This window comes from Bacillus sp. SRB_8 (genome assembly GCF_003264205.1).
GTDB classification, from domain to species: Bacteria; Bacillota; Bacilli; order Bacillales; family Bacillaceae_G; genus Bacillus_A; species Bacillus_A mycoides.
The window spans coordinates 261,734-280,728 of sequence record NZ_NADT01000003.1 but is presented as its reverse complement, the minus strand read 5'-3'; the positions used below and the strand labels follow the sequence as shown (position 1 = coordinate 280,728).

Sequence of the window (18,995 nt, the reverse complement as noted above, 5' to 3'; positions counted from 1 at the left end):
TCCCTTGTCGAATCGCTAATATAACTTCATATACTATCGTACGGCCTAATAAAATAAAAAGGGATGTTACCTAGTTAATATGTTTAACTACTAGGACATCCCTTTCCATCTTGAAGACTTATTTCACACGTTCTGCTCCACCCCTGTACTCTTCTCCTTCTTACTTCTTTTAAAATTCTTCAACTTCTTAACTGTTCCAACTAACCCTTTCGGAAAAACTAGTAGCACGATAATGTATAATAAACCAAGAATGATCGTCCATCGTTCAAAAATCGGATATTCCGTCGCTAATTCGGATAAATAATATTTCAATGATTCAATAATCCCAGCTCCAGCGATTGCTCCGATTAAAGTTCCAACTCCCCCAATCATTGTCATCAATAATGCATTTAATGTCATTTCAATTGAAAATACAGTTGTATTAACAAAGCGTAAAGTGATAACAAATAAACCACCGCTAATCGCTGCAACTACTCCTGCAACAACACTAGCAATAATTTTATAATGAAGAACTTTATAGCCAAGTGCTTCAACTCGTTGTTCATTTTGTGAAATCGCCTTTAACACTTTCCCAATTGAAGATTTTGTGAAAAGACGTAACAAAATGAAAATACTGATTAGACATATAAATGTTATATAATAAAATGTAAAACGATCACGGAATATATCTGGTACACGAAATGTAAATCCATCTCCTCCATGAGTCAGTGAACGCCATTTTTCAGCAAGTACAAAAAACAGCTGGGAAATAGCGAGCGTTAACATTGCATAAAAATGACTTTTCAGCCGTAAAGAAAGCAAACCGATTATATAACTAACGATGGCTGATACAATAATTGCGGCTGCTATTCCTATAAAAAAGTTTGTGATAGACACCCCTTGTCGATCAAATAAAAGTGCTACCCCATACGCCCCTATACCAAAGAACATACAATGACCGAATGAAACAATACCTGTATATCCAAGGAGAACATCAAAACTCATAGCGAAAATAGCAAAGATGAAGATTTGAGTGAACAAAATTAACAAGCTCCGTGAATCATTTACGAATGGAAATACACTTAAACAAATGAGCATAAATACTCCGAAGTATACTTTAATTCGATTCGATGTGCTGTTCACCATTTCACCCCTTTTCACCAACAAGTCCCGTTGGCTTCACTATTAAGAAAAATAGTAACATTAACATATTAATTGCAAGTGATAAATCCGGTATAAAATATGCTGTAAAAGCACCAGCTAATCCAACAATTAAAGAAGCGATTGCTGAACCTTGTACGCTTCCTAATCCTCCAATTATCACTACTATAAAAGCTAAAATCGCATACTGCATACCCATCTCGGCGAAAATAACACCTGAATACGGTGCTAATAAGAAGCCTCCCAAAGCCGCCATCCCTGCTCCTAATAAAAAGACGAAAGAAAATATCGCTTTTACATTAATACCGAGCGCTTGAACCATCTCTTTATCCATTACACCAGCGCGAATCATAAGTCCTATCTTTGTTTTTTTGAGCAATAATAGTAAGGCAATGTAAATGATGATCCCAATTAAAATAACGAATAGACGATATTTAATTAATATAACGCCTTCAAATGTATAACTACCTTGTAACCATAACGGTAATTTAGCACCAATTGGATTTGGCCCCCAAAATACTTTAATACATTCACTAAGTACAAGCATTCCTCCAAGCGTCACAAGAAGCTGGCGAACATGATTTCCATATACCGGTCTAATAAGGAATCTTTCTAAAATGAATCCAAGAAACATCCCCATAGCAATTGCTCCAATTAAAGCGAGTAAATAGCTTCCAGTTGTATTAAATATCCATACACCTGTAAAAGCTCCCCATGCAAATAACCCACCATGTGCGAAGTTTAGAACGCTCATTAAACCGAAAATAAGTGAAAGACCTGACGCTAATAAAAAAATGAGCATCCCTGTTGAAATCCCATTTACAAATAAATTGATTAACACATCCATCCTTCTCACCCCGGATTCATGTTAAGAGATTCCTAAATATTTGTGACACATTTCCTTATCCTCTTTTAATTCATGCATAAAACCGTTATGAACAATTCTTCCGTTATCCATAATATAAAAGTAATCACCAATTTGACTAGCCATCATAAAGTTTTGTTCAACGAGTAAAACTGTTGTTTTCTCTTTCATTTTCAAAATGGCTATCATTAATTTTTCTATCATAATGGGCGACAAGCCTTTACTCGGCTCATCAATAAGTAATAAACCATCACTATTAATAAATGCTCTTGAAATTGCTAGCATTTGCTTTTGCCCTCCGCTTAAGAGTCCGCTTTTTTTGTGCCAAAATTGCTTTAAATCTGGAAATAATTCAAGCATCCAGTCTATTTTTTCTTCCGCTTCTTCTCCCTTCCCCCTAGCAAGAGCGAATGTTTCTTCTACTGTCAGGTCGTGAAAAATACCTTGATTTTCTGGTACATACCCTATTCCTTTCCTTGAAATTAAATGTGTAGATAATCCATTTACTTGTGTACTATCATAATAAATTTCACCATGTGCGATATGGTGAAATCCCATAACCGAACGTAATGTCGTAGTCTTCCCTGCCCCATTTCTTCCAAACAGTACAGTAATCGTTCCTTTCTCAACAGTAAGAGATACCCCTTGTAAAATATGAAACTGATCTAAATACGTCTCTATATTATTCACTTGTAATAGTGCCACTATATAATCCCCCTAAATAAGCACTTTGTACACGCTCATCTTTCATCATTTCTTCGGGCAAACCTTCAGCCAATAACTCTCCATGGAATAAAACGATAAGATGGTCTGACAAACCTAGTACCATATCCATTTTGTGTTCAATAAGTACAATTGTACTCTCTGGATGTTTCTTAATATTTTCAATCACTTGTAAAATAGCCGGTACCTCCTCAACTGATATACCTGCCGTCGGCTCATCAAGTAGTAACACATCCGTTTTTAAAGCTAATAACATCGCAAGCTCTAACTTTCGTTTTTCCCCATGCGCTAGATCTTTCGCTAATACATGTTCTTTCTCGTGAAGTAATACTGTTTTTAAGAAACGTCTCGCCTCTCCAACTTGTTGCTTAAATTTTGCCGAACTCGGAAAAAAACTATAGTAATCTTGCACAAATGATTGAACACTTAAACGAACATTTTCAAGTACCGTTAACTCTGGGAATATATTTGTAAGTTGAAAAGAACGACCAATTCCTAATCGAGTACGATCCGAAATTGATAAATTTGTAATCTCTTGTCCTTTAAAATATACTTCACCCTTTGTTGGAGAAATTTGTCCACTTAGTAAATTGAATAGCGTTGTCTTTCCTGCACCATTTGGTCCAATAATTGAAATGAGCTTTCCTTTTTGTACTGTTAAATTCACATCCTTAATAACATGATGCTCGCCAAAAGATACGCAAAGATTTTTCGTTTCTAGCAAATGTGTCACGAAATCCCTCCCTTTAAAGCTTTAAGTATGAAAGAAATACGTATAAAGAGGGTGTACTCCCTCTTTATACAAAAACAACAGAAAATTCAATCTATTTACTTTGAACTTGGGGTTCTGTCTCTTTCATCGTTAATTCTCGCTCTAATACTGGCACCGGATAATCAACACCATCTTGCTTTTTCAATGTGATAGAATAAAGTGTCTGCATCGCTTGATGATCCTTCTCTCTAAATTTCATCTTTCCTTTCGGTGTATCAAATTCCATTCCTTCCATTTTCTTAATCAATGTATCTACATCTGTATCACCTTTTGTTTTCTTTAAAGCTTCTACAATTGAAATTGCCGCTGACATTCCTCCTGCTGTAAATAAATCTGGCACCGCACCATTAAATCGTTTTTTATGTTCTTCAACTAACCAATCATTCACCTTATTTTTCGGAAGTGTGTGATAATAAACAGAAAAACCTTGCATTCCTACTAACGCATCCATCGTTTTTAATGCCGGTATATCTGGTGCACCGGTAGAAATTTTAATACCCTGCGCTTCCACATTCATATCTTTTAACTGTTTCCAAGGTGAATTCGCACCTGCCCAAACGATAAATAAATAATCTGGTTTTGAGCTAATAATATTTTGAATATTTGCAGTGAAGTCAGTCGAATTTGTATCAGCATATTGCTCGTTTACAATATTCGCACCTAATTTCTTCGCTCCAGCTTTAAATGCCGCAATTCCCTCACGGCCGTAAGCATTATCTTGTGCTAACGTTGCTATTTTTACATCTTTTTTAGCAATTGCCGCAGCACCAGCGACTGCATCTTGAGATGAATTTCTACCTGTTCTAAAAATATATTTATTCCAGTTCTTCCCGGTAATACTATCAGCTACTGCTGGTTCTACAACCATTATTTTTTCATATTCCTCTGCAAGTGGTAAAACCGCTAATGTATCACTTGAACTAGACGATCCGACTAAAAAATCGACTTTCTCTTCTTCTAATAACTTCGTAGCTTTTTTAACCGCTACATCAGCTTTCGTTTCCGTATCTTCTACAACAAACTTAATCTTCTTCCCTTCCACTTTCCCAGTTCCACCAGTTGCATAGTCTAACCCTAATTCAAATCCGTTCACTGTTTGTTTTCCATATGATTCTAATGGACCTGTTAATGAAGCAAGAACCCCTACCTTAATCGTCTTTTCATCCTCTGTACTTGTTTTCTTTCCTGAACAAGCTGCCGTTATTAATAACGAACCTAAAACACAACCAGCAGCCACCATTTTTAGCCATTTACGTTTTTTCATCGACATTGTGATCCTCCCCATACTTTACTTTCTGATAGAGTCAAACACGCCAAAGTTACCCATCCGTAATTATGACTTTTCCTTTGAATAATATAAACGAGATTGTTAGTATACATGTATCTTCTCCGATTTCCATTAAACACCTTTACAATTTCATATAAATATTTTATTCCTACCTATACCGCATTCCCAAACTATTAAACTTCTATCCTTTCTAACAAGCATTTTGAGTCTCCAATATTAATTAGCTTTCTTAAAAAATTGAATTCTTTGGAGTAAACCATCTGTAATAATGATATTCCCTTGACTATCCACATCTATTCCTTGTGGTGAGAAAAACTGCCCTGACATACCATTAAAACTTCCAAAAGACTCTAAAAAATTCCCATTTTCATTGTAAATATTCACACGATTATTAGAAGTATCTGTGACATATACCGTATTATTTATATCGATTTCAATTCCTATTGGCAAAAAAAGATCTCCTGGACCCTCTCTCCAATTTTCTAGTGGATCTAAGTTTCCAGCTCCATGATTTGTACCCCATTTTGTAAGAAAATTACCCTCATTATCAAATTTTTGAACCCTATTATTAATCCGATCAACAACATAAACATTATCTTTTGAATCAATTGCTAATTGCATAGGTTGAAAAAACTCTCCCTCTCTACTTCCTTTTCTCCCCCATTCTTTCATATATACAAAGAATGGATTAAATTTTTGAATACGATGATTTTCTGAATCAGCTATAAATATGTTTCCTTTACTATCAATAGCTATTCCAGATGGAAATTGAAAAAAACCTGGTAATACTCCAAATGAACCATATGAAGCAAGCGCTATCCCTGAATTGGTGAATTTTTGGATACGATGATTTACAGAATCAGATACATACACATTATTGTAACGATCCGTTGCAATCTGTCTTGGAACAAAAAACTGTCCTGGAAGACTTCCGAACCCAAGTGGCCCACCAGTACCAAATAAACTTCCCCACTTAGCAACAATCTTCCCAGATATATCATATTTCAAAATTCGATGATTAAAAGAATCAGATACAAAAACATTTCCATTCGTGTCTCTTTCGACATCATAAGGTCCTGCATATTGTGTATTTCCATTCCTTTCATTACCTATGGTTTTCTTCATTACCGCTGTTAGGCCTACCTCATTATATAAAAGTACACGATTATTTCCCGTATCTGTTATATAGATATTCCCTTTACCATCCGGAAAAACTTGATTAGGATAAACAAACTGAAAAAAGTTACCTACTGTATATAAAAATTGATCTTTATTTGTAAATTTCATTATCCGATTGTTATATGTATCTGCTACATATAGCGATCCAGATGTTGAGTCAAAATTTATTCCTCTTGGATGGTAGAATTGATATGGGCCTAAACCTGCAATTCCTGTTCCGATTACTCGCTGAAACTCCCCTTTTTTATCAAACACTTGAATACGATTGTTATATGTGTCTGCAATATAGACCTCGTCTTGTTTATTTATCGCAATTCCTTGTGGTAAAGCCACTTCTCCATTCGCCTTTCCATAACTCCCTATTGTTTGAATATACTGTCCATCCGGGCTATATTTTTGAATACGATGATTGTATTCATCCGTAATATAGTAATTGTTATCGCTATCTACTGCAATTTCCCTAGGAAACGAGAACTGCTCACTTCCTTTACCTTTTGTGCCCCAACTTTTAATAAATTGAAACTCCTCATTAAATTTTTGAATACGATAATTCGCTGTATCCGCAACTAAAATGTTACCTTCTTTATCAACAGCAATACCAAATGGCATATTAAACTGTCCCGGACCTTCACCTAAAGATCCTATAGCATCAACAACTTCTCCATTCTTATCTATTTTCAAAATCCTATTATTCCCCATATCAACAACATACAAAAATCCTTTTGCATCCCTTGCCATCGCCACTGGTGTCCTTAGTAACTTAGAAGTATCTAGCTCACTCCCCCATGATTTCACATATTTTACAGCAGAGGCACTTCCTACAGAAGCAAACATCCCTAGACTCACAATAACAATGAAAAAACAACATATAATTTTTTTGATAAAATCCATGCTTACTACCATCTAATCACAGTAGCTGCCCAAGTATACCCAGTACCTGCACTAACCACTACTGCAATATCTCCAGGCTGTAATTTCCCTTGCTCATTTGCAAAATGAAGACCTATACATGGGTCAAGTGCTGACATATGCCCATAATGATCTAAATATACAACTTGCTCTTCTACTAAGCCCAGTCCCTGTAACAATTCTATTAGCATAGAGCGTTTTGTATGCAGTGGTAACAATACTTTAATATCTTTAGGAGTAAATCCACTTTTTCTTAACGCCTCCCGAATAACCTTATCAAAATTAGGGGTTGAAATTGGATCTAAACGTTCTTTCATACTAATAGGATCTATTACATCAATATAATGTTGTCGATTCTCAACTGTATCATAGCTCGCAACCTGCTTCGATCCACCAGCTGGAATACGAACATCGTCATGAAATGAACCATCCGTTATAATCGCACTGCCTAATATTTCACCGTTGCTAGCTCCCTTTTTTACTAAAGCTGCACTTCCGCCATCAGCAAAATTAAACATAAAACGTGAGCGTGGATTATCATAATCTACAATTTGAGATTCTTTACATCCACCTACTAATAATATATTTTCAATTGATTTATCAGAGTAGAGCATATCCTTTGCGACTTTGAGAGCGATTGCAAAGCAAGAACTAACATTCATAATTTCAAAAGCATAAGCATTTTTCAATCCAAGTTCATGCTGAATTTTTGGGGCACTAGACCATACGTGGTAATCTTTATGTGGACTGCCAAAATAAATGACTACATCAATAGATTGAGGATCTACTTGTAATAATATTGGCTTTGCAGCAGCAATAGCTAAATCTGATGCATGCATCGTTTCGTCTGCGACATGTTTTTCATATAACCCAAACTTTTCTATAATAATATTCTCAGGAATACCTGTTTTTTTAGATAAATCTGCGGCCGTCTCTACGTCTTTTGGGAAGAAAACACCAGTTGCTTCAATCCCAATTCTCATTAGACAATTCCTCCTTTTTTTGGCACCATCATAGTCGCTACACCCGTTAACACTAAATCTCCTTTTTGGTTATGACACTCAGTTAACAATTTCAAAACTCTCTTTTCTATCATAAATTCTTGTACTGTTGCCGTAGCTGTAATCGTATCTCCTATAAAAACTGGCGCTGTAAATTTAATAGTTTGTTCCATATAAACGGAACCCTTTCCTGGTAAATGAACGCCTAACAATTGTGATAATAAACTAGAAGTTAATAAACCATGTGCGATTCTTTGATTAAATCTAGTTTGTTTTGCATACTCATGATCAATATGAATTGGATTAAAATCCCCGCTCAAACCCGCAAATAATACAAAATCCGTTTCTGTTATTGTTTTACTACATGATGCCTGTTGACCGGAACTATACATAATCATCCCTTCACCTACTTTTCAGTTGATTTGCTAACTGTGCTTTTTGAATTTTACCAGTTGCATTTTTAGGCAATTCCTCTAGAAACACAATTTCTTTTGGAACTTTATATTTGGCTAGAAATAAACGACAATGATCAATGACTTCCTTTTCAGTTAATACACTGCAACTCTTTTTCACAATAAAGGCGATTGGAATCTCTCCCCACTTTACATGTTGTGTACCAATTACTGCTACCTCACATACTTCTGATAGTTTATTAATAACTTGCTCTACTTCAAGGGGATAAATATTTTCACCACCGGAAATTATCATTTCTTTTTTTCTACCGACAATGTATACAAAACCCTCTTCATCAACTTTAGCTAAATCTCCCGTATATAACCAACCATCTTGAATCATTTCTTCTGTTGCATCTGGCCGATTCCAATACCCTTTCATTACATTTGGTCCTCTTATTAGTAACTCTCCAACTTCACCAATCTCAACTTTATTTTTGTTTTCATCAATAAGTACATAATCACAAAACAAAACAGAACAGGTTTTCCAATTGAGCCTACTTTACGTCTTGCATCTTCTTCTGAAAGCATAAATACGGTTGGTGATGTTTCAGTCATACCAAAGCCTTGACCAAATAAAAATCCTCTATCTATAAATTCTCTCATCAACTCTTCTGGACATGGTGCACCACCGTTATAAAACCAGCGAACTGATTGTAAATTTGTAGTTTCAAACTTTGCGCAATTAATTAATGCTTGGTGAATTGTAGGTACTCCCATTACAACAGTCACTTTATATTTTTCTATCATAGAAAGAGCTATGGTTGGCTCAAATTTTCTCGGAACAATGATTATTCCACCTGCAAATAAAGTTGGAAATGCGAATAAACCAATCCCACCAATATGAAATAAAGGCAATAACACAATGGAGCGGTCATGAACAGTTAGGTCAATCGCAAATGTATTATTAAGCGCATTCCAAAACATATTCTCTTGTGTAAGTACAGCTCCTTTCGGTTGTCCTGTTGTCCCCGAGGTATAACATATAATAAAGGATGCGCTTTCATTTATCTCTTCAAAGTTGTCAATTTTTCTATCTTCTATTTCTTTTAAACTTTTAATCGAAATAACTCTTTGTACATATGTTACATTCTGCATTGACAGTGCCATATTTTGAAATGTTTCCTCTACAAATAAAACTGTAGCTCCACTATCTTTTAACTGAAATATAAGTTCATTTTCTGTTAACCGTATATTCAGTGGAACAGCAATACATTCTACCTTTGCTATAGCAAATAAAAGTACAATATATTCCAAGCTATTTTGTGATAAAATAGCTATCCTCTCTCCTTTTTGCACATTTAAGTCGTAAATTAAATATGCTGCTACTTTACTTACATACTCATGTAACTGTTTATATGTCATTTCCTCCTCTTCTGTAATAATGGCAATGCGATCTGGATGTAAATAGGCCCGTTTTTCAATCCAATAAGCAATGCCTTGCATATTTTCCCCACTCCCTTATCTCTTTCTCAATCCTTCAAATATTAATGACATCGCTGCTTCAAATACATCTTCCGGAACATCTTTCTCTTCCCAATAGCCCCATCGCATTCCTAAAAATTGACCAATTGACATAAGACAATACGCAATTGTTTCTTTATCAAGTTGTTTAAATTCTCCCGCTTCCATGCCAGCCGATAAACTTTTTAAAAATCCATTTGCTAGCTTTGCATAATACCATCTATATAAATTATCATCAACAACTACCGCCTGTTGTACAATGTTATATAGATTAGGACGATCTTTCACCCATCGAAAAAAGGCCTGAAAACCTCTTCTTTGTGCCTCTTCATAACTTGATATCCCCTTCATTTCTTCTTTAATAATTAAGCGTAACTCACGGTTCAATCTGCGAATCAATTCATCAAATATATCTTTTTTAGATGGAAAGTAATTATAGAAAGTTCCGTGCGCTACCGTTGCTTCTTGTGTAATATTCACGATAGAAGCTTCGTAATATCCTTTATTACCAAATACCTCTTCTGCAGCACACAATAATTTCTCTCTCGTTTCTAACCCTTTTGTTGTTAGGTTTTTTACATCCATTATTATTTTTTCTGACACCTGAATCACCTCTTAGATTTGATTATAAATATATTTCTGAATTTTTCAATTATTTTTATCAGACAAAATCGGCAAGCGTTTTTCTACATACAAAAAAGGACTAACTTATTTTGAAGTTAGTCCTTTAATCTTAATTAGAATTAAGTTCTACTTTCTCTAACCCCTCAACCAATTGCTTCTTATCTAATCCTTCCCCTATTACTACCAAGTTTGTCGGGAAACCGAAGTCTTGTTCCAGTAAAGTTGGTACGCCAAATGAATATTGGAATAAGTGAGGGTATTTATCTCCATGGAATTTCACAAATCCTTTTACACGATAAATACTATCTGGTAAATTCGAAAGCCATTCGTATAATTTATCTTGATCAATCGATTTCGTAAATTGATACGTCATCGTTTGTATATGTAAATGCTGTTTGACATGTAGTGTCTCATGTTCCCCATCATTCGTAAATTCAGCTTCTTCTATGTCTTCTAAAGATATATTACAATATTTTGTTTCAAACAATTTCGCATGATTATTTATTGCTTTCACGTCTTCAAGTACTTTGTTCTTATCCGAATCTGTTAATAAATCTGATTTATTAATAAGAATATGACTTCCATATTTCATTTGCTCATGTAATAGCTGTTGTACATTTGCACTTAATATACTTCGGTTTAACCATCTTACTGCATCTAAAACGACGACAATTGATTTCACTTCAAGGAAAGGAGCTAAAATTGGTGATACACATGCATCTAACACTTCAATTGGATGTGCGACACCTGTTGTTTCTATATAAATTACATCTGGTCTTTCTTGTTGATATAAAGAATGTAATTGAATTTCAAGCTCTTCTTTTAACGTACAACAAATACATCCTTTCAGAAGTTCCCTTAACACATTCTCTTTTCCAATAATATCTGTATCTACCGAGTATTCACCGATTTCATTCATCAAAACTGCAACTTTTCGATTTTTCTTCTTTTCTGCTAATAATAAATTTTGCAGCAATGTTGATTTTCCGCTACCTAAAAAACCACCTAATATATGAATTTCTACTTTACTCATTCGACCGACCATCCATTTCTCTACTTCAAATTTCTTCAAAGCGTAATTATTACGATTTATATTTATCATTTTATTAAAAGAATACCTATTTGTAAACAAAACTGCTAGATTATCGTTTCATTTCCATTCACTTCATGAGCAACTCTAATTCCAGACTCGATTGCCCCTTGCATCCATCCATGTGTTAATGTCGTATGTTCTCCTGCAAAGTGCACTCTACCCGCTGGCGGCGTAATATATGGAAACAATTCAAGCTCTTGCCCTGGTTCAAAAGCTGTAAATGCTCCGCAAGAATACGGATTTTGACTCCAGCTAAAAGATTCTCCCGCAACATACTCACTATAAACCACATTTCCATATATTTGCGCTAAATTTTTCAACGCATAACGAATACGTTCTCTATTCGAGAGACTATCCCACGTTAACGCCTCATCTGCCCACGTATAACTCACTAAAACGATAGCCGCCCCTGGTGTATGAATGCCGTAGCTCGGATAATATGTAAAGCGGATAGGTAAATCTGTAATTGACTTACCACCATATTGTCCTGCTCTTTCCCAAAATCTACTTTTAAACTCTATCGCAATTTTAGTTGAAGCAATATAATTTAATTCACGAATTGCCCGCCTTTTATAATAAGAGAATAAATGATATGGCTGAACTTCTACAAATCGCAAAGCTGAAAATGGAATTGTGACAATAGCGATGTCACCAGTTACTATAAATGAATTTAACGTTTGTTCATGTGTTACTTGCATCATTACTTTATTATCTTCCTGTATAATTTTTTCTACTTTATACGACATAAAAATATTATCCTTTAGCTCTGGTAAAAATGAATTTGGTAATTTATCCATTCCGCCCGTTATCTCATAATATTTCGTCGTTGAAGTGAAAAAGATCATTTCGCGTAATACTTCAATTAATGACATTCCCATGTATGCTTCCATATCAAGAAGTACTCCGATCATATCTATTGCCCCATCTGAATAATACTCGGTTAAAAATGAACCGAGCGAATATGTTTTATACTTTTTTTCAACAATAATCCAGTTTTTATTAGGAGTTTTCTTAATATAATTAAGTATCGGTTCCAATACCTCTAACATTAACCCTTCTGCTGTTTTCCCTCTTTCTTTATCTAAAACTGGATATCCAAGTACACTTGGATCCTTTTCAAACACATCCAATCTCGTTCTTTTGTTATTCGTATAAATTATATCTGAAGAAGTTTTATTAATAAAAAGGTTTAACGGTAGTTTAAATTTATGAATGTAGGCTAAAGTTAAATCATGAGTATCCGGAATACGCATAGGGCCTGCGTTAAAATATAACCCTGCGCTAAATGGTTCACGAATCGTATACACCCTGCCACCTATTCTGTTATTCGCTTCTATAATCGTTACCTCGTGTCCAGCCTCTTTTAATAAAGATGCTGCAACTAATCCAGACATCCCTGCACCGGCAATTGTAATCCGTTTGGGGTTATTTGTTTTGGCAAGCCCTTCATGAATAATTTGAAGCATTTCTTCCATCGATAATGGATTCCCCATGCCAATTCCCCTTTTATGAAGGATTTTAATGAATTATATTCGTTTAACAGGATTCCTATGTTTCATTAAAGTAATTGAGCGGATACATTTTCAATTACTTGAATATCTTTTATAAAATGTAATAAAATAGATATGAAACTATAGAAGTAAGACGTATTATCTTACATAATAAAATTAATGAAATTGCGAGGAATTTTGAAATGAAAAAAGGTATTAACCGTGTTGTATTAGTAGGAACAGGAGCAGTTGGGTGTAGTTATGCTTACTGCATGATTAACCAAGCTGTAGCTGAAGAATTTGTTTTAGTGGATGTAAATGAAGCAAAAGCTGAAGGAGAAGCAATGGACTTAAGCCATGCCGTTCCTTTCGCACCAGCTCCAACAAAAGTTTGGAAAGGTAGTTATGAAGATTGTAAAGACGCAGATCTTGTTGTAATTACAGCTGGATTGCCACAAAAGCCAGGTGAAACACGCTTAGATTTAGTTGAGAAAAACGCTAAAATTTTCAAGCAAATTGTTCGTAGCATTATGGATAGCGGCTTTGATGGCATCTTCTTAATCGCAACGAACCCTGTAGATATTTTAACTTACGTAACTTGGAAAGAATCTGGTTTACCGAAAGAACGCGTAATCGGTTCTGGTACAACTCTTGACTCAGCTCGTTTCCGCTATATGTTAGGTGAGTACTTCGATATTGGACCTCATAACATTCACGCTTATATTATCGGAGAGCATGGTGATACAGAACTTCCTGTGTGGAGTCACGTATCAATTGGTATTCAAAAACTACAAACGCTTCTTGAAAAAGACAACACATATAACCAAAAAGATTTAGATGATATTTTCGTAAACGTTCGTGATGCAGCTTATCACATTATTGAACGAAAAGGTGCTACATACTACGGCATCGGCATGTCACTTTTACGTGTTACGAAAGCAATCTTAAGCAATGAAAACAGCGTATTAACTGTATCAGCATATCTTGAAGGTCAATACGGCCAACAAGATGTTTATATCGGCGTACCTGCTGTTTTAAACCGCGGCGGTGTTCGTGAAATTTTAGAAGTTGAACTAAGTGAAGAGGAAGAATTAAAATTCGATCACTCTGTTCAAGTGTTGAAAGAAACAATGGCTCCTGTTCTTTAATCATATTTTTCAATCAAAAAAGCAATCCGATTTATATTGGATTGCTTTTTTATATTTTTATAGTTCCCCCTCAATTTAAACGGTAATATTATCTATAAAAAGGGGTGATTTCATGAATGATTCTTTGACGATTGCAATCCTCTTGCTAGCTGTAGCATCCTTAATACTTTTCCTCTTCTTAATCATCAGAACGCTATTTCCAACTAAAAAATATGATAAGAATCTCGGATTGATTCTAATTATTTTAAGCTTGTTAGCAATACCGATAAGTATCTTCCTTGTAGGAGGATGGGCAGGTATGGGAGTTAGTGTAATCGCAGTCTTTATTTTTGCTGCAGCTATTATAGCTTTAATTGCAAATACCTTCATTAAACTACCTCCTCCAAAGAAAAAATAATAAATGACCGATGTTTTCATCAAGAGAAAACATCGGTCATTTTCTATCACTTATTATCTTTAATCGGTTCATCATTATTTACATCAAGTACATCTAATAAAAAGATAAAGATTGGAATCCCAATAATAAGCCCCCATATTCCGAGGAAATGCTCTGAAAAGATAAGAATCATAAATGTATAAAAAACAGGTAAATTCGTTTTTGCAGACATAAATTTTGGATTTAATAAATAACTTTCAAGAGCGTGGATTACTGTAATGAACACTAGTATGTAAACAACATACACAACCCCGCCGACGTTATAGGCAATGATACAAAGTGGAAACAAGGAAATAATAACACCAGCAACCGGAATCAAACCGAGTAGAAAGACCATGACAGCCAATACAAGAAGCTGTGGAAATCCTAAAATGACAAGTGCAATTACAGTGAGTACACAATTTACAACCGCAATTAAAAACTGTGCTTCAATCACTTTTCCGAACGATCTTGCAAACCTTTCACCGAAATATGCAATCTCCTCATAAAAAATTTTCAGCTTACTATCTTTAAATTTCGAAGTAAATGCTATAATGCGTTCTTTTTCTAATAGGAAAAATAAGCTTAAAATAAGAGAAAGTAGTATTTGTAAACTGACTTTTCCTATGTTTGCTATCGATTGATAAATGACATCTACACCTTGTTCGATATATTTCGATACTTCCATTCCATTAATTGTCGAAAGTGCATATTTAATTATCTCGTTATCAGGTGGGTTTTGAAAAAACAATTTAAATTGATAAATTAATTGTGAAATTTGTATCGTTAATACAGGCAAATATTTATATAGTGTAGTTACAATAAACGTCACTAACACAATATATAAACCAGCAATAACCACTTTCCTATTTACTTTCAATTTTTTTGAAATAAACTTTTGAAATCGATCCATCAAAAACGTGAGAATAAACGTAATTAATATTAAATTAATCATACTTTTTAATCCATACAATACAAGCACTAATATTATTAAAACGAGAAACCGTTGAAACCCTCTGCTTCGAAAGAAATTTTTCACTTCATTCATTAAGAATTAACCTCTCCCTTCAATGGATGGAAATCGGATATATTACATTTTATGAACTTCTATAGACAATCTTTCTTACTAATTGGAAAGAATCCTTTTTTTCTTTTTTATTGTCGGATTTTTTTATCTAATACTTTTCTAAAAACTACTTTATCAACTCTATATTTTAGGAGATCTTCTATTTTTAGATTGTTGCTCCTTAGTAGATTTTTCATATCGAAAAAAGAGAGTTATCTATTACTTAACTCTCTCTAGAAAAATGCTAAATGAAAAGCTTAATTATTTCTTTTTTGCATTTGCTTCGCTAACAATTCCTTCACTTGGTTATACGTTAACCCTGAATTTTTGTTTAAACGCTTTACTTCCTCGACATCAGTACCTACCACTGTATATTTTTTCTCATCACTCATATTTCCACTTCCTTTTTCACCAGATCATTTCTTATATTTCTTCCCTAAACTCTTGTCAACTACCCCCACTGAGATGAAGCGTTTCAGTGGGGGCTTGAGTTAGAACGCTAGGTCTTTTCTTCTATCGCTAGACAGTTTGACGCTCTAGAATTCATGCCACCTTACAGTAACACCCCAAGTATGTTTTTGGTTGGTACTAGAAACGAACAATCGTTTCCCCACTTGCACCACCCTTTCGAAAAAGAGCAGTTCTTCCTTATAGAAGAAGCCACCACTCAGATGAATCCGGCGTGTGCTACAAGCCCCGACAAGTCGAGTACACATGGATGGTTGACGCACCCACTAAGCTATGCACAAAGCAACAGCCTTACGTTTTTGCACTTTTAATAGAATCGGCGTTTTTACTTTGAGATTGTCATCCAATTCTACAACTTTTGATTTTTGCAATGTATTCAACGCACCATTAATATCAGCGTGAATACATTTTCCTGATTTACTTTGATACATTCCACGAGTGATTCGTTTGCCACTAAAGCGATAATGCGTCCTGTCTTCCTTAGACCAAACTGGAACCCTATCTTTGTCAAGAAAACTAGCTTTTGAAGTATAGCTTTCTTCTTGTTTCAAAAATCGGATGCCTTCTTTTACACATTTATTCTCAATTGCTGCAATCAGTTTATGAAATGGGATTTGAACAAATTTTTGGTTATTCTTTTTTCCCATATCAGATTTTTGTTTCCAACCAGTGTTATACCCTACGACAACCGTATCTATACTGAATGCTTTCACTTTTTTGAACAAAAAACCTACAGTTTGTGAAATGTAACCATTTATTTGTCTTTCTCGTTTATGCCAAAGTGCAGCCATTTTGTTCGTTACAACTCGTTTTGAAAGTCCATTTTCCACATTTTTCAGTTGCAGATTACGTATCATTTTGTTGAAGTACTGGTTAATGGATTTAAGTTTTTTTCCATCAATTAAAAATGTGTCACCTGTATTTGTTACGCAACTTACTAATCTGTCTACACCTAAATCGCAACTCAAAGCGTTACTAGTAGTCGTGGATTGCTTCTTCATTTGAGAAACGTGCATTTCATATGTGTAATGCACCTCAAAGAACCGACCTTTTTGCTTCGGTACAATCTCAATGTAGGAGATTTTTTTATTTCTTACGTTTTTAGGCATACGTATTTTAATGGAACCGAATTTTTTTCTGAATGCCACATTCATCGGAATCATCCAATACCCGTTATCATCCACTTTTGGAACTTGATAGATTTCAATGATTCGTTTGTCCGTTGAACCAGAATAATTCGGAAACCTAGGACGGCCTGTGAATGTTTCCGGTTTTTTCTTCCACTGTTCCCATGCTTTAAAAAAGCTTTTTACTTCTGTAAATAAGGCTCTACGAATCGCTTGAACAGAGTTTGATTGGACGCCCGAGTAGTTCATATCGGCTTGCATGGCAGTGTCCACTTCTTTTACAGTAGCCATCTTGTTATTATTCAGATAACTTTGTTTAATCGTGTACAATCCAACATTTCGCAACGCTTTTGAACTATGTGACATGCGTTGCAGTAAACGAAATTCTTTCGCAGTAAGGCAAGCTCGTCCGATATTCTGTTTCTGTGTGAAGCGTTGCATGTTTTCTCTTTTCTTTTGTTTACGTAATACTTTCACTGCTTTCTTTCTACCCATTGTTTTCACCACCTTTCTCAGGGGGTTCATTAAAATCATTTCATTCCTTGTGATTCAATGTACTTACGGATAGAACCTATAGGTGCACCGCCCGTTGTTAAAAGACAATAACTTCGAGACCAAAACATTTCTTTCCATAGATCATGTTTTATCTTAGGAAAATCTCGTTTCACGAAACGAGAACTAACACTTTTGTAACTGTTAATCGCTTTTGACAAATCAATGTTTGGAACTGAACGGAACAAAACGTGAACATGGTCTTCATCGTGATTCCATTCTTCTACAGTAATTCCTTTTGGCTCAAGCAACCGAATGAAGTGCTCTTTCAGATAATCTGAAATTTCATCGTTCATCACTTTTTTACGGTATTTAATAACCAAAACTAAATGATAGTAGAGTAAGAACACTGAATGATTATTATTATCTAATTTCGTTGTCATATATATTGTCTCCTTATCTACGACTAATTATATCGCAAGACGCAAAAGAAACAAATATTCGCTCTTTAAAAAATTGTTATGAACGAAACAAAAGAGTTCAGCCTACCTTCTGACGGCAATTCATCTCCACCTGAATTGTTGGGTTTCACCCGTAACACAAATCAGATGGAGTCTTCTTGCCGAAAAGGATAAATTAACACACATAAGCTGTACTAAATTAAATAGACTATGTTCAATAGCTAACGGAAGTTTAGTTGCGTAAGAGGAATAGATAGAAAAATGTCGAATTTATTATAATTGTTGAATTTGAGGACTTGGAGGATACACTTTGAAAAAATATGAGTTTAAAAATAACATTCCAACATTGGAAGAGTACAAATATTTGTGCGAGTCTGTGGGATGGACTAATTATATGAATTTTGAAGTGGTGGAAACTTCACTGAAGAATTCTATTCACTGCATCACGGTCAAAGATAATGAAAAAATTGTGGGCATGGGGAGAATTGTTGGTGATGGATCTATCTATTTCTATATTCAAGATATAGTAGTTCATCCAGATTATCAGAAACACGGTATTGGGAAAGAAATAATGCATCTTTTGGTTGCATACTTAAATGAGAATGCACCTGATAAGGCGTTTGTCGGTTTATTTGCATCACAAGGTAAAGAATCGTTCTATGAAAAATATGATTTTAAGGATTACTCACCAAACATGACGGGGATGTTTACTGTCATTTCAAAAAAATAAACATATAGATTATTGATTGTAAGGAAAGACATCGATTCATATGGAGGAAATTGTTCTCGCAGTAACATTTTCCACAATCGAGTTTAAA

18 protein-coding genes and 1 pseudogene are annotated in these 18,995 nt (G+C 34.7%); 3 read left to right on the top strand and 16 right to left on the bottom strand.

Annotated features, from left to right (window positions below):
* Positions 1-123: 123 nt before the first annotated feature.
* The 12 genes and pseudogenes from B5P40_RS01530 to B5P40_RS01475 form a co-directional block, all read right to left on the bottom strand.
* Positions 124-1,077, bottom strand: a complete 954-nt coding sequence (locus tag B5P40_RS01530) for a branched-chain amino acid ABC transporter permease (RefSeq protein WP_002126891.1) — start codon at positions 1,075-1,077, stop codon at positions 124-126.
* 49 nt (positions 1,078-1,126) lie between these two features.
* On the bottom strand, positions 1,127-1,987 hold the full coding sequence (locus B5P40_RS01525; RefSeq protein ID WP_000382784.1) for a branched-chain amino acid ABC transporter permease: 861 nt from the start codon (positions 1,985-1,987) through the stop codon (positions 1,127-1,129).
* Between the two features lie 21 nt (positions 1,988-2,008).
* Positions 2,009-2,710, bottom strand: a complete 702-nt coding sequence (locus tag B5P40_RS01520; RefSeq protein WP_001196706.1) for a branched-chain amino acid ABC transporter ATP-binding protein — start codon at positions 2,708-2,710, stop codon at positions 2,009-2,011.
* Positions 2,688-3,461: an ABC transporter ATP-binding protein gene (locus tag B5P40_RS01515; protein WP_000149306.1), complete on the bottom strand. Its 774-nt coding sequence runs from the start codon at positions 3,459-3,461 to the stop codon at positions 2,688-2,690. Before B5P40_RS01515 ends, B5P40_RS01520 begins: the two co-directional genes overlap by 23 nt.
* A gap of 91 nt (positions 3,462-3,552) precedes the next feature.
* Positions 3,553-4,770 (bottom strand): substrate-binding domain-containing protein, encoded by a 1,218-nt coding sequence (locus B5P40_RS01510; RefSeq protein ID WP_113708735.1) that lies wholly within the window; start codon positions 4,768-4,770, stop codon positions 3,553-3,555.
* Between the two features lie 234 nt (positions 4,771-5,004).
* Positions 5,005-6,801: a 6-bladed beta-propeller gene (locus tag B5P40_RS01505; protein ID WP_113708779.1), complete on the bottom strand. Its 1,797-nt coding sequence runs from the start codon at positions 6,799-6,801 to the stop codon at positions 5,005-5,007.
* Between the two features lie 62 nt (positions 6,802-6,863).
* Positions 6,864-7,859, bottom strand: a complete 996-nt coding sequence (locus B5P40_RS01500) for a 3-oxoacyl-ACP synthase (protein WP_113708734.1) — start codon at positions 7,857-7,859, stop codon at positions 6,864-6,866.
* Positions 7,859-8,275: a MaoC family dehydratase gene (locus B5P40_RS01495; protein WP_000606188.1), complete on the bottom strand. Its 417-nt coding sequence runs from the start codon at positions 8,273-8,275 to the stop codon at positions 7,859-7,861. The genes B5P40_RS01500 and B5P40_RS01495 overlap by 1 nt, the downstream gene beginning before the upstream one ends.
* Before the next feature lie 4 nt (positions 8,276-8,279).
* A pseudogene (locus B5P40_RS01490) lies at positions 8,280-9,775 on the bottom strand (o-succinylbenzoate--CoA ligase).
* 15 nt (positions 9,776-9,790) lie between these two features.
* Positions 9,791-10,396: a TetR/AcrR family transcriptional regulator gene (locus tag B5P40_RS01485; RefSeq protein WP_001290796.1), complete on the bottom strand. Its 606-nt coding sequence runs from the start codon at positions 10,394-10,396 to the stop codon at positions 9,791-9,793.
* Positions 10,397-10,526: 130 nt separating this feature from the next.
* Positions 10,527-11,450, bottom strand: a complete 924-nt coding sequence (locus B5P40_RS01480) for a CobW family GTP-binding protein (RefSeq protein WP_181150763.1) — start codon at positions 11,448-11,450, stop codon at positions 10,527-10,529.
* A gap of 104 nt (positions 11,451-11,554) precedes the next feature.
* On the bottom strand, positions 11,555-13,003 hold the full coding sequence (locus B5P40_RS01475; RefSeq protein WP_002189263.1) for a flavin monoamine oxidase family protein: 1,449 nt from the start codon (positions 13,001-13,003) through the stop codon (positions 11,555-11,557).
* A gap of 200 nt (positions 13,004-13,203) precedes the next feature.
* Between B5P40_RS01475 and B5P40_RS01470 the strand changes: the two genes are divergently transcribed.
* Both B5P40_RS01470 and B5P40_RS01465 read left to right on the top strand, forming a co-directional pair.
* A complete protein-coding gene (locus B5P40_RS01470) occupies positions 13,204-14,148 on the top strand; it encodes an L-lactate dehydrogenase (RefSeq protein ID WP_002012312.1) in 945 nt (314 codons plus the stop codon).
* 112 nt (positions 14,149-14,260) lie between these two features.
* The gene (locus B5P40_RS01465; protein ID WP_002189262.1) at positions 14,261-14,545 is read left to right on the top strand and encodes a YesK family protein; all 285 of its coding nucleotides are present in this window, start codon (positions 14,261-14,263) and stop codon (positions 14,543-14,545) included.
* A 46-nt stretch (positions 14,546-14,591) separates the two neighbouring features.
* Here B5P40_RS01465 and B5P40_RS01460 read toward each other — a convergent pair whose 3' ends face one another.
* From B5P40_RS01460 to tnpA, 4 genes are all read right to left on the bottom strand, one after another.
* A complete protein-coding gene (locus B5P40_RS01460) occupies positions 14,592-15,611 on the bottom strand; it encodes an AI-2E family transporter (protein WP_002031308.1) in 1,020 nt (339 codons plus the stop codon).
* A gap of 275 nt (positions 15,612-15,886) precedes the next feature.
* Positions 15,887-16,021: a hypothetical protein gene (locus tag B5P40_RS33275; protein WP_002086208.1), complete on the bottom strand. Its 135-nt coding sequence runs from the start codon at positions 16,019-16,021 to the stop codon at positions 15,887-15,889.
* A 342-nt stretch (positions 16,022-16,363) separates the two neighbouring features.
* The gene (locus B5P40_RS01450; RefSeq protein WP_113708733.1) at positions 16,364-17,719 is read right to left on the bottom strand and encodes an RNA-guided endonuclease TnpB family protein; all 1,356 of its coding nucleotides are present in this window, start codon (positions 17,717-17,719) and stop codon (positions 16,364-16,366) included.
* A gap of 35 nt (positions 17,720-17,754) precedes the next feature.
* Complete coding sequence (gene tnpA, locus B5P40_RS01445; protein WP_002031793.1) at positions 17,755-18,159, bottom strand: IS200/IS605 family transposase; 405 nt, start codon at positions 18,157-18,159, stop codon at positions 17,755-17,757.
* A 328-nt stretch (positions 18,160-18,487) separates the two neighbouring features.
* Here tnpA and B5P40_RS01440 point away from each other — a divergent pair, with 328 nt between their 5' ends.
* Positions 18,488-18,907 carry a GNAT family N-acetyltransferase gene (locus B5P40_RS01440; protein WP_002189257.1) on the top strand — a complete coding sequence of 140 codons (420 nt, stop codon included), beginning with the start codon at positions 18,488-18,490 and terminating at the stop codon, positions 18,905-18,907.
* Positions 18,908-18,995: the final 88 nt, after the last annotated feature.

What these genes read in the sequence shown, in the direction of transcription:
- B5P40_RS01500 (WP_113708734.1), bottom strand. Translation starts at nt 7,859, where the DNA reads ATGAGAATTGGGATTGAAGCAACTGGTGTTTTCTTCCCAAAAGACGTA.
- B5P40_RS01495 (WP_000606188.1), bottom strand. Translation starts at nt 8,275, where the DNA reads ATGATTATGTATAGTTCCGGTCAACAGGCATCATGTAGTAAAACAATA.
- B5P40_RS01450 (WP_113708733.1), bottom strand. Translation starts at nt 17,719, where the DNA reads ATGGGTAGAAAGAAAGCAGTGAAAGTATTACGTAAACAAAAGAAAAGA.
- B5P40_RS01465 (WP_002189262.1), top strand. Translation starts at nt 14,261, where the DNA reads ATGAATGATTCTTTGACGATTGCAATCCTCTTGCTAGCTGTAGCATCC.
- B5P40_RS01460 (WP_002031308.1), bottom strand. Translation starts at nt 15,611, where the DNA reads ATGAATGAAGTGAAAAATTTCTTTCGAAGCAGAGGGTTTCAACGGTTT.
- B5P40_RS01505 (WP_113708779.1), bottom strand. Translation starts at nt 6,801, where the DNA reads ATGTTTGCTTCTGTAGGAAGTGCCTCTGCTGTAAAATATGTGAAATCA.
- B5P40_RS01530 (WP_002126891.1), bottom strand. Translation starts at nt 1,077, where the DNA reads ATGCTCATTTGTTTAAGTGTATTTCCATTCGTAAATGATTCACGGAGC.
- B5P40_RS01525 (WP_000382784.1), bottom strand. Translation starts at nt 1,987, where the DNA reads ATGGATGTGTTAATCAATTTATTTGTAAATGGGATTTCAACAGGGATG.
- B5P40_RS33275 (WP_002086208.1), bottom strand. Translation starts at nt 16,021, where the DNA reads ATGAGTGATGAGAAAAAATATACAGTGGTAGGTACTGATGTCGAGGAA.
- tnpA (WP_002031793.1), bottom strand. Translation starts at nt 18,159, where the DNA reads ATGACAACGAAATTAGATAATAATAATCATTCAGTGTTCTTACTCTAC.
- B5P40_RS01470 (WP_002012312.1), top strand. Translation starts at nt 13,204, where the DNA reads ATGAAAAAAGGTATTAACCGTGTTGTATTAGTAGGAACAGGAGCAGTT.
- B5P40_RS01480 (WP_181150763.1), bottom strand. Translation starts at nt 11,450, where the DNA reads ATGAGTAAAGTAGAAATTCATATATTAGGTGGTTTTTTAGGTAGCGGA.
- B5P40_RS01510 (WP_113708735.1), bottom strand. Translation starts at nt 4,770, where the DNA reads ATGTCGATGAAAAAACGTAAATGGCTAAAAATGGTGGCTGCTGGTTGT.
- B5P40_RS01475 (WP_002189263.1), bottom strand. Translation starts at nt 13,003, where the DNA reads ATGGGGAATCCATTATCGATGGAAGAAATGCTTCAAATTATTCATGAA.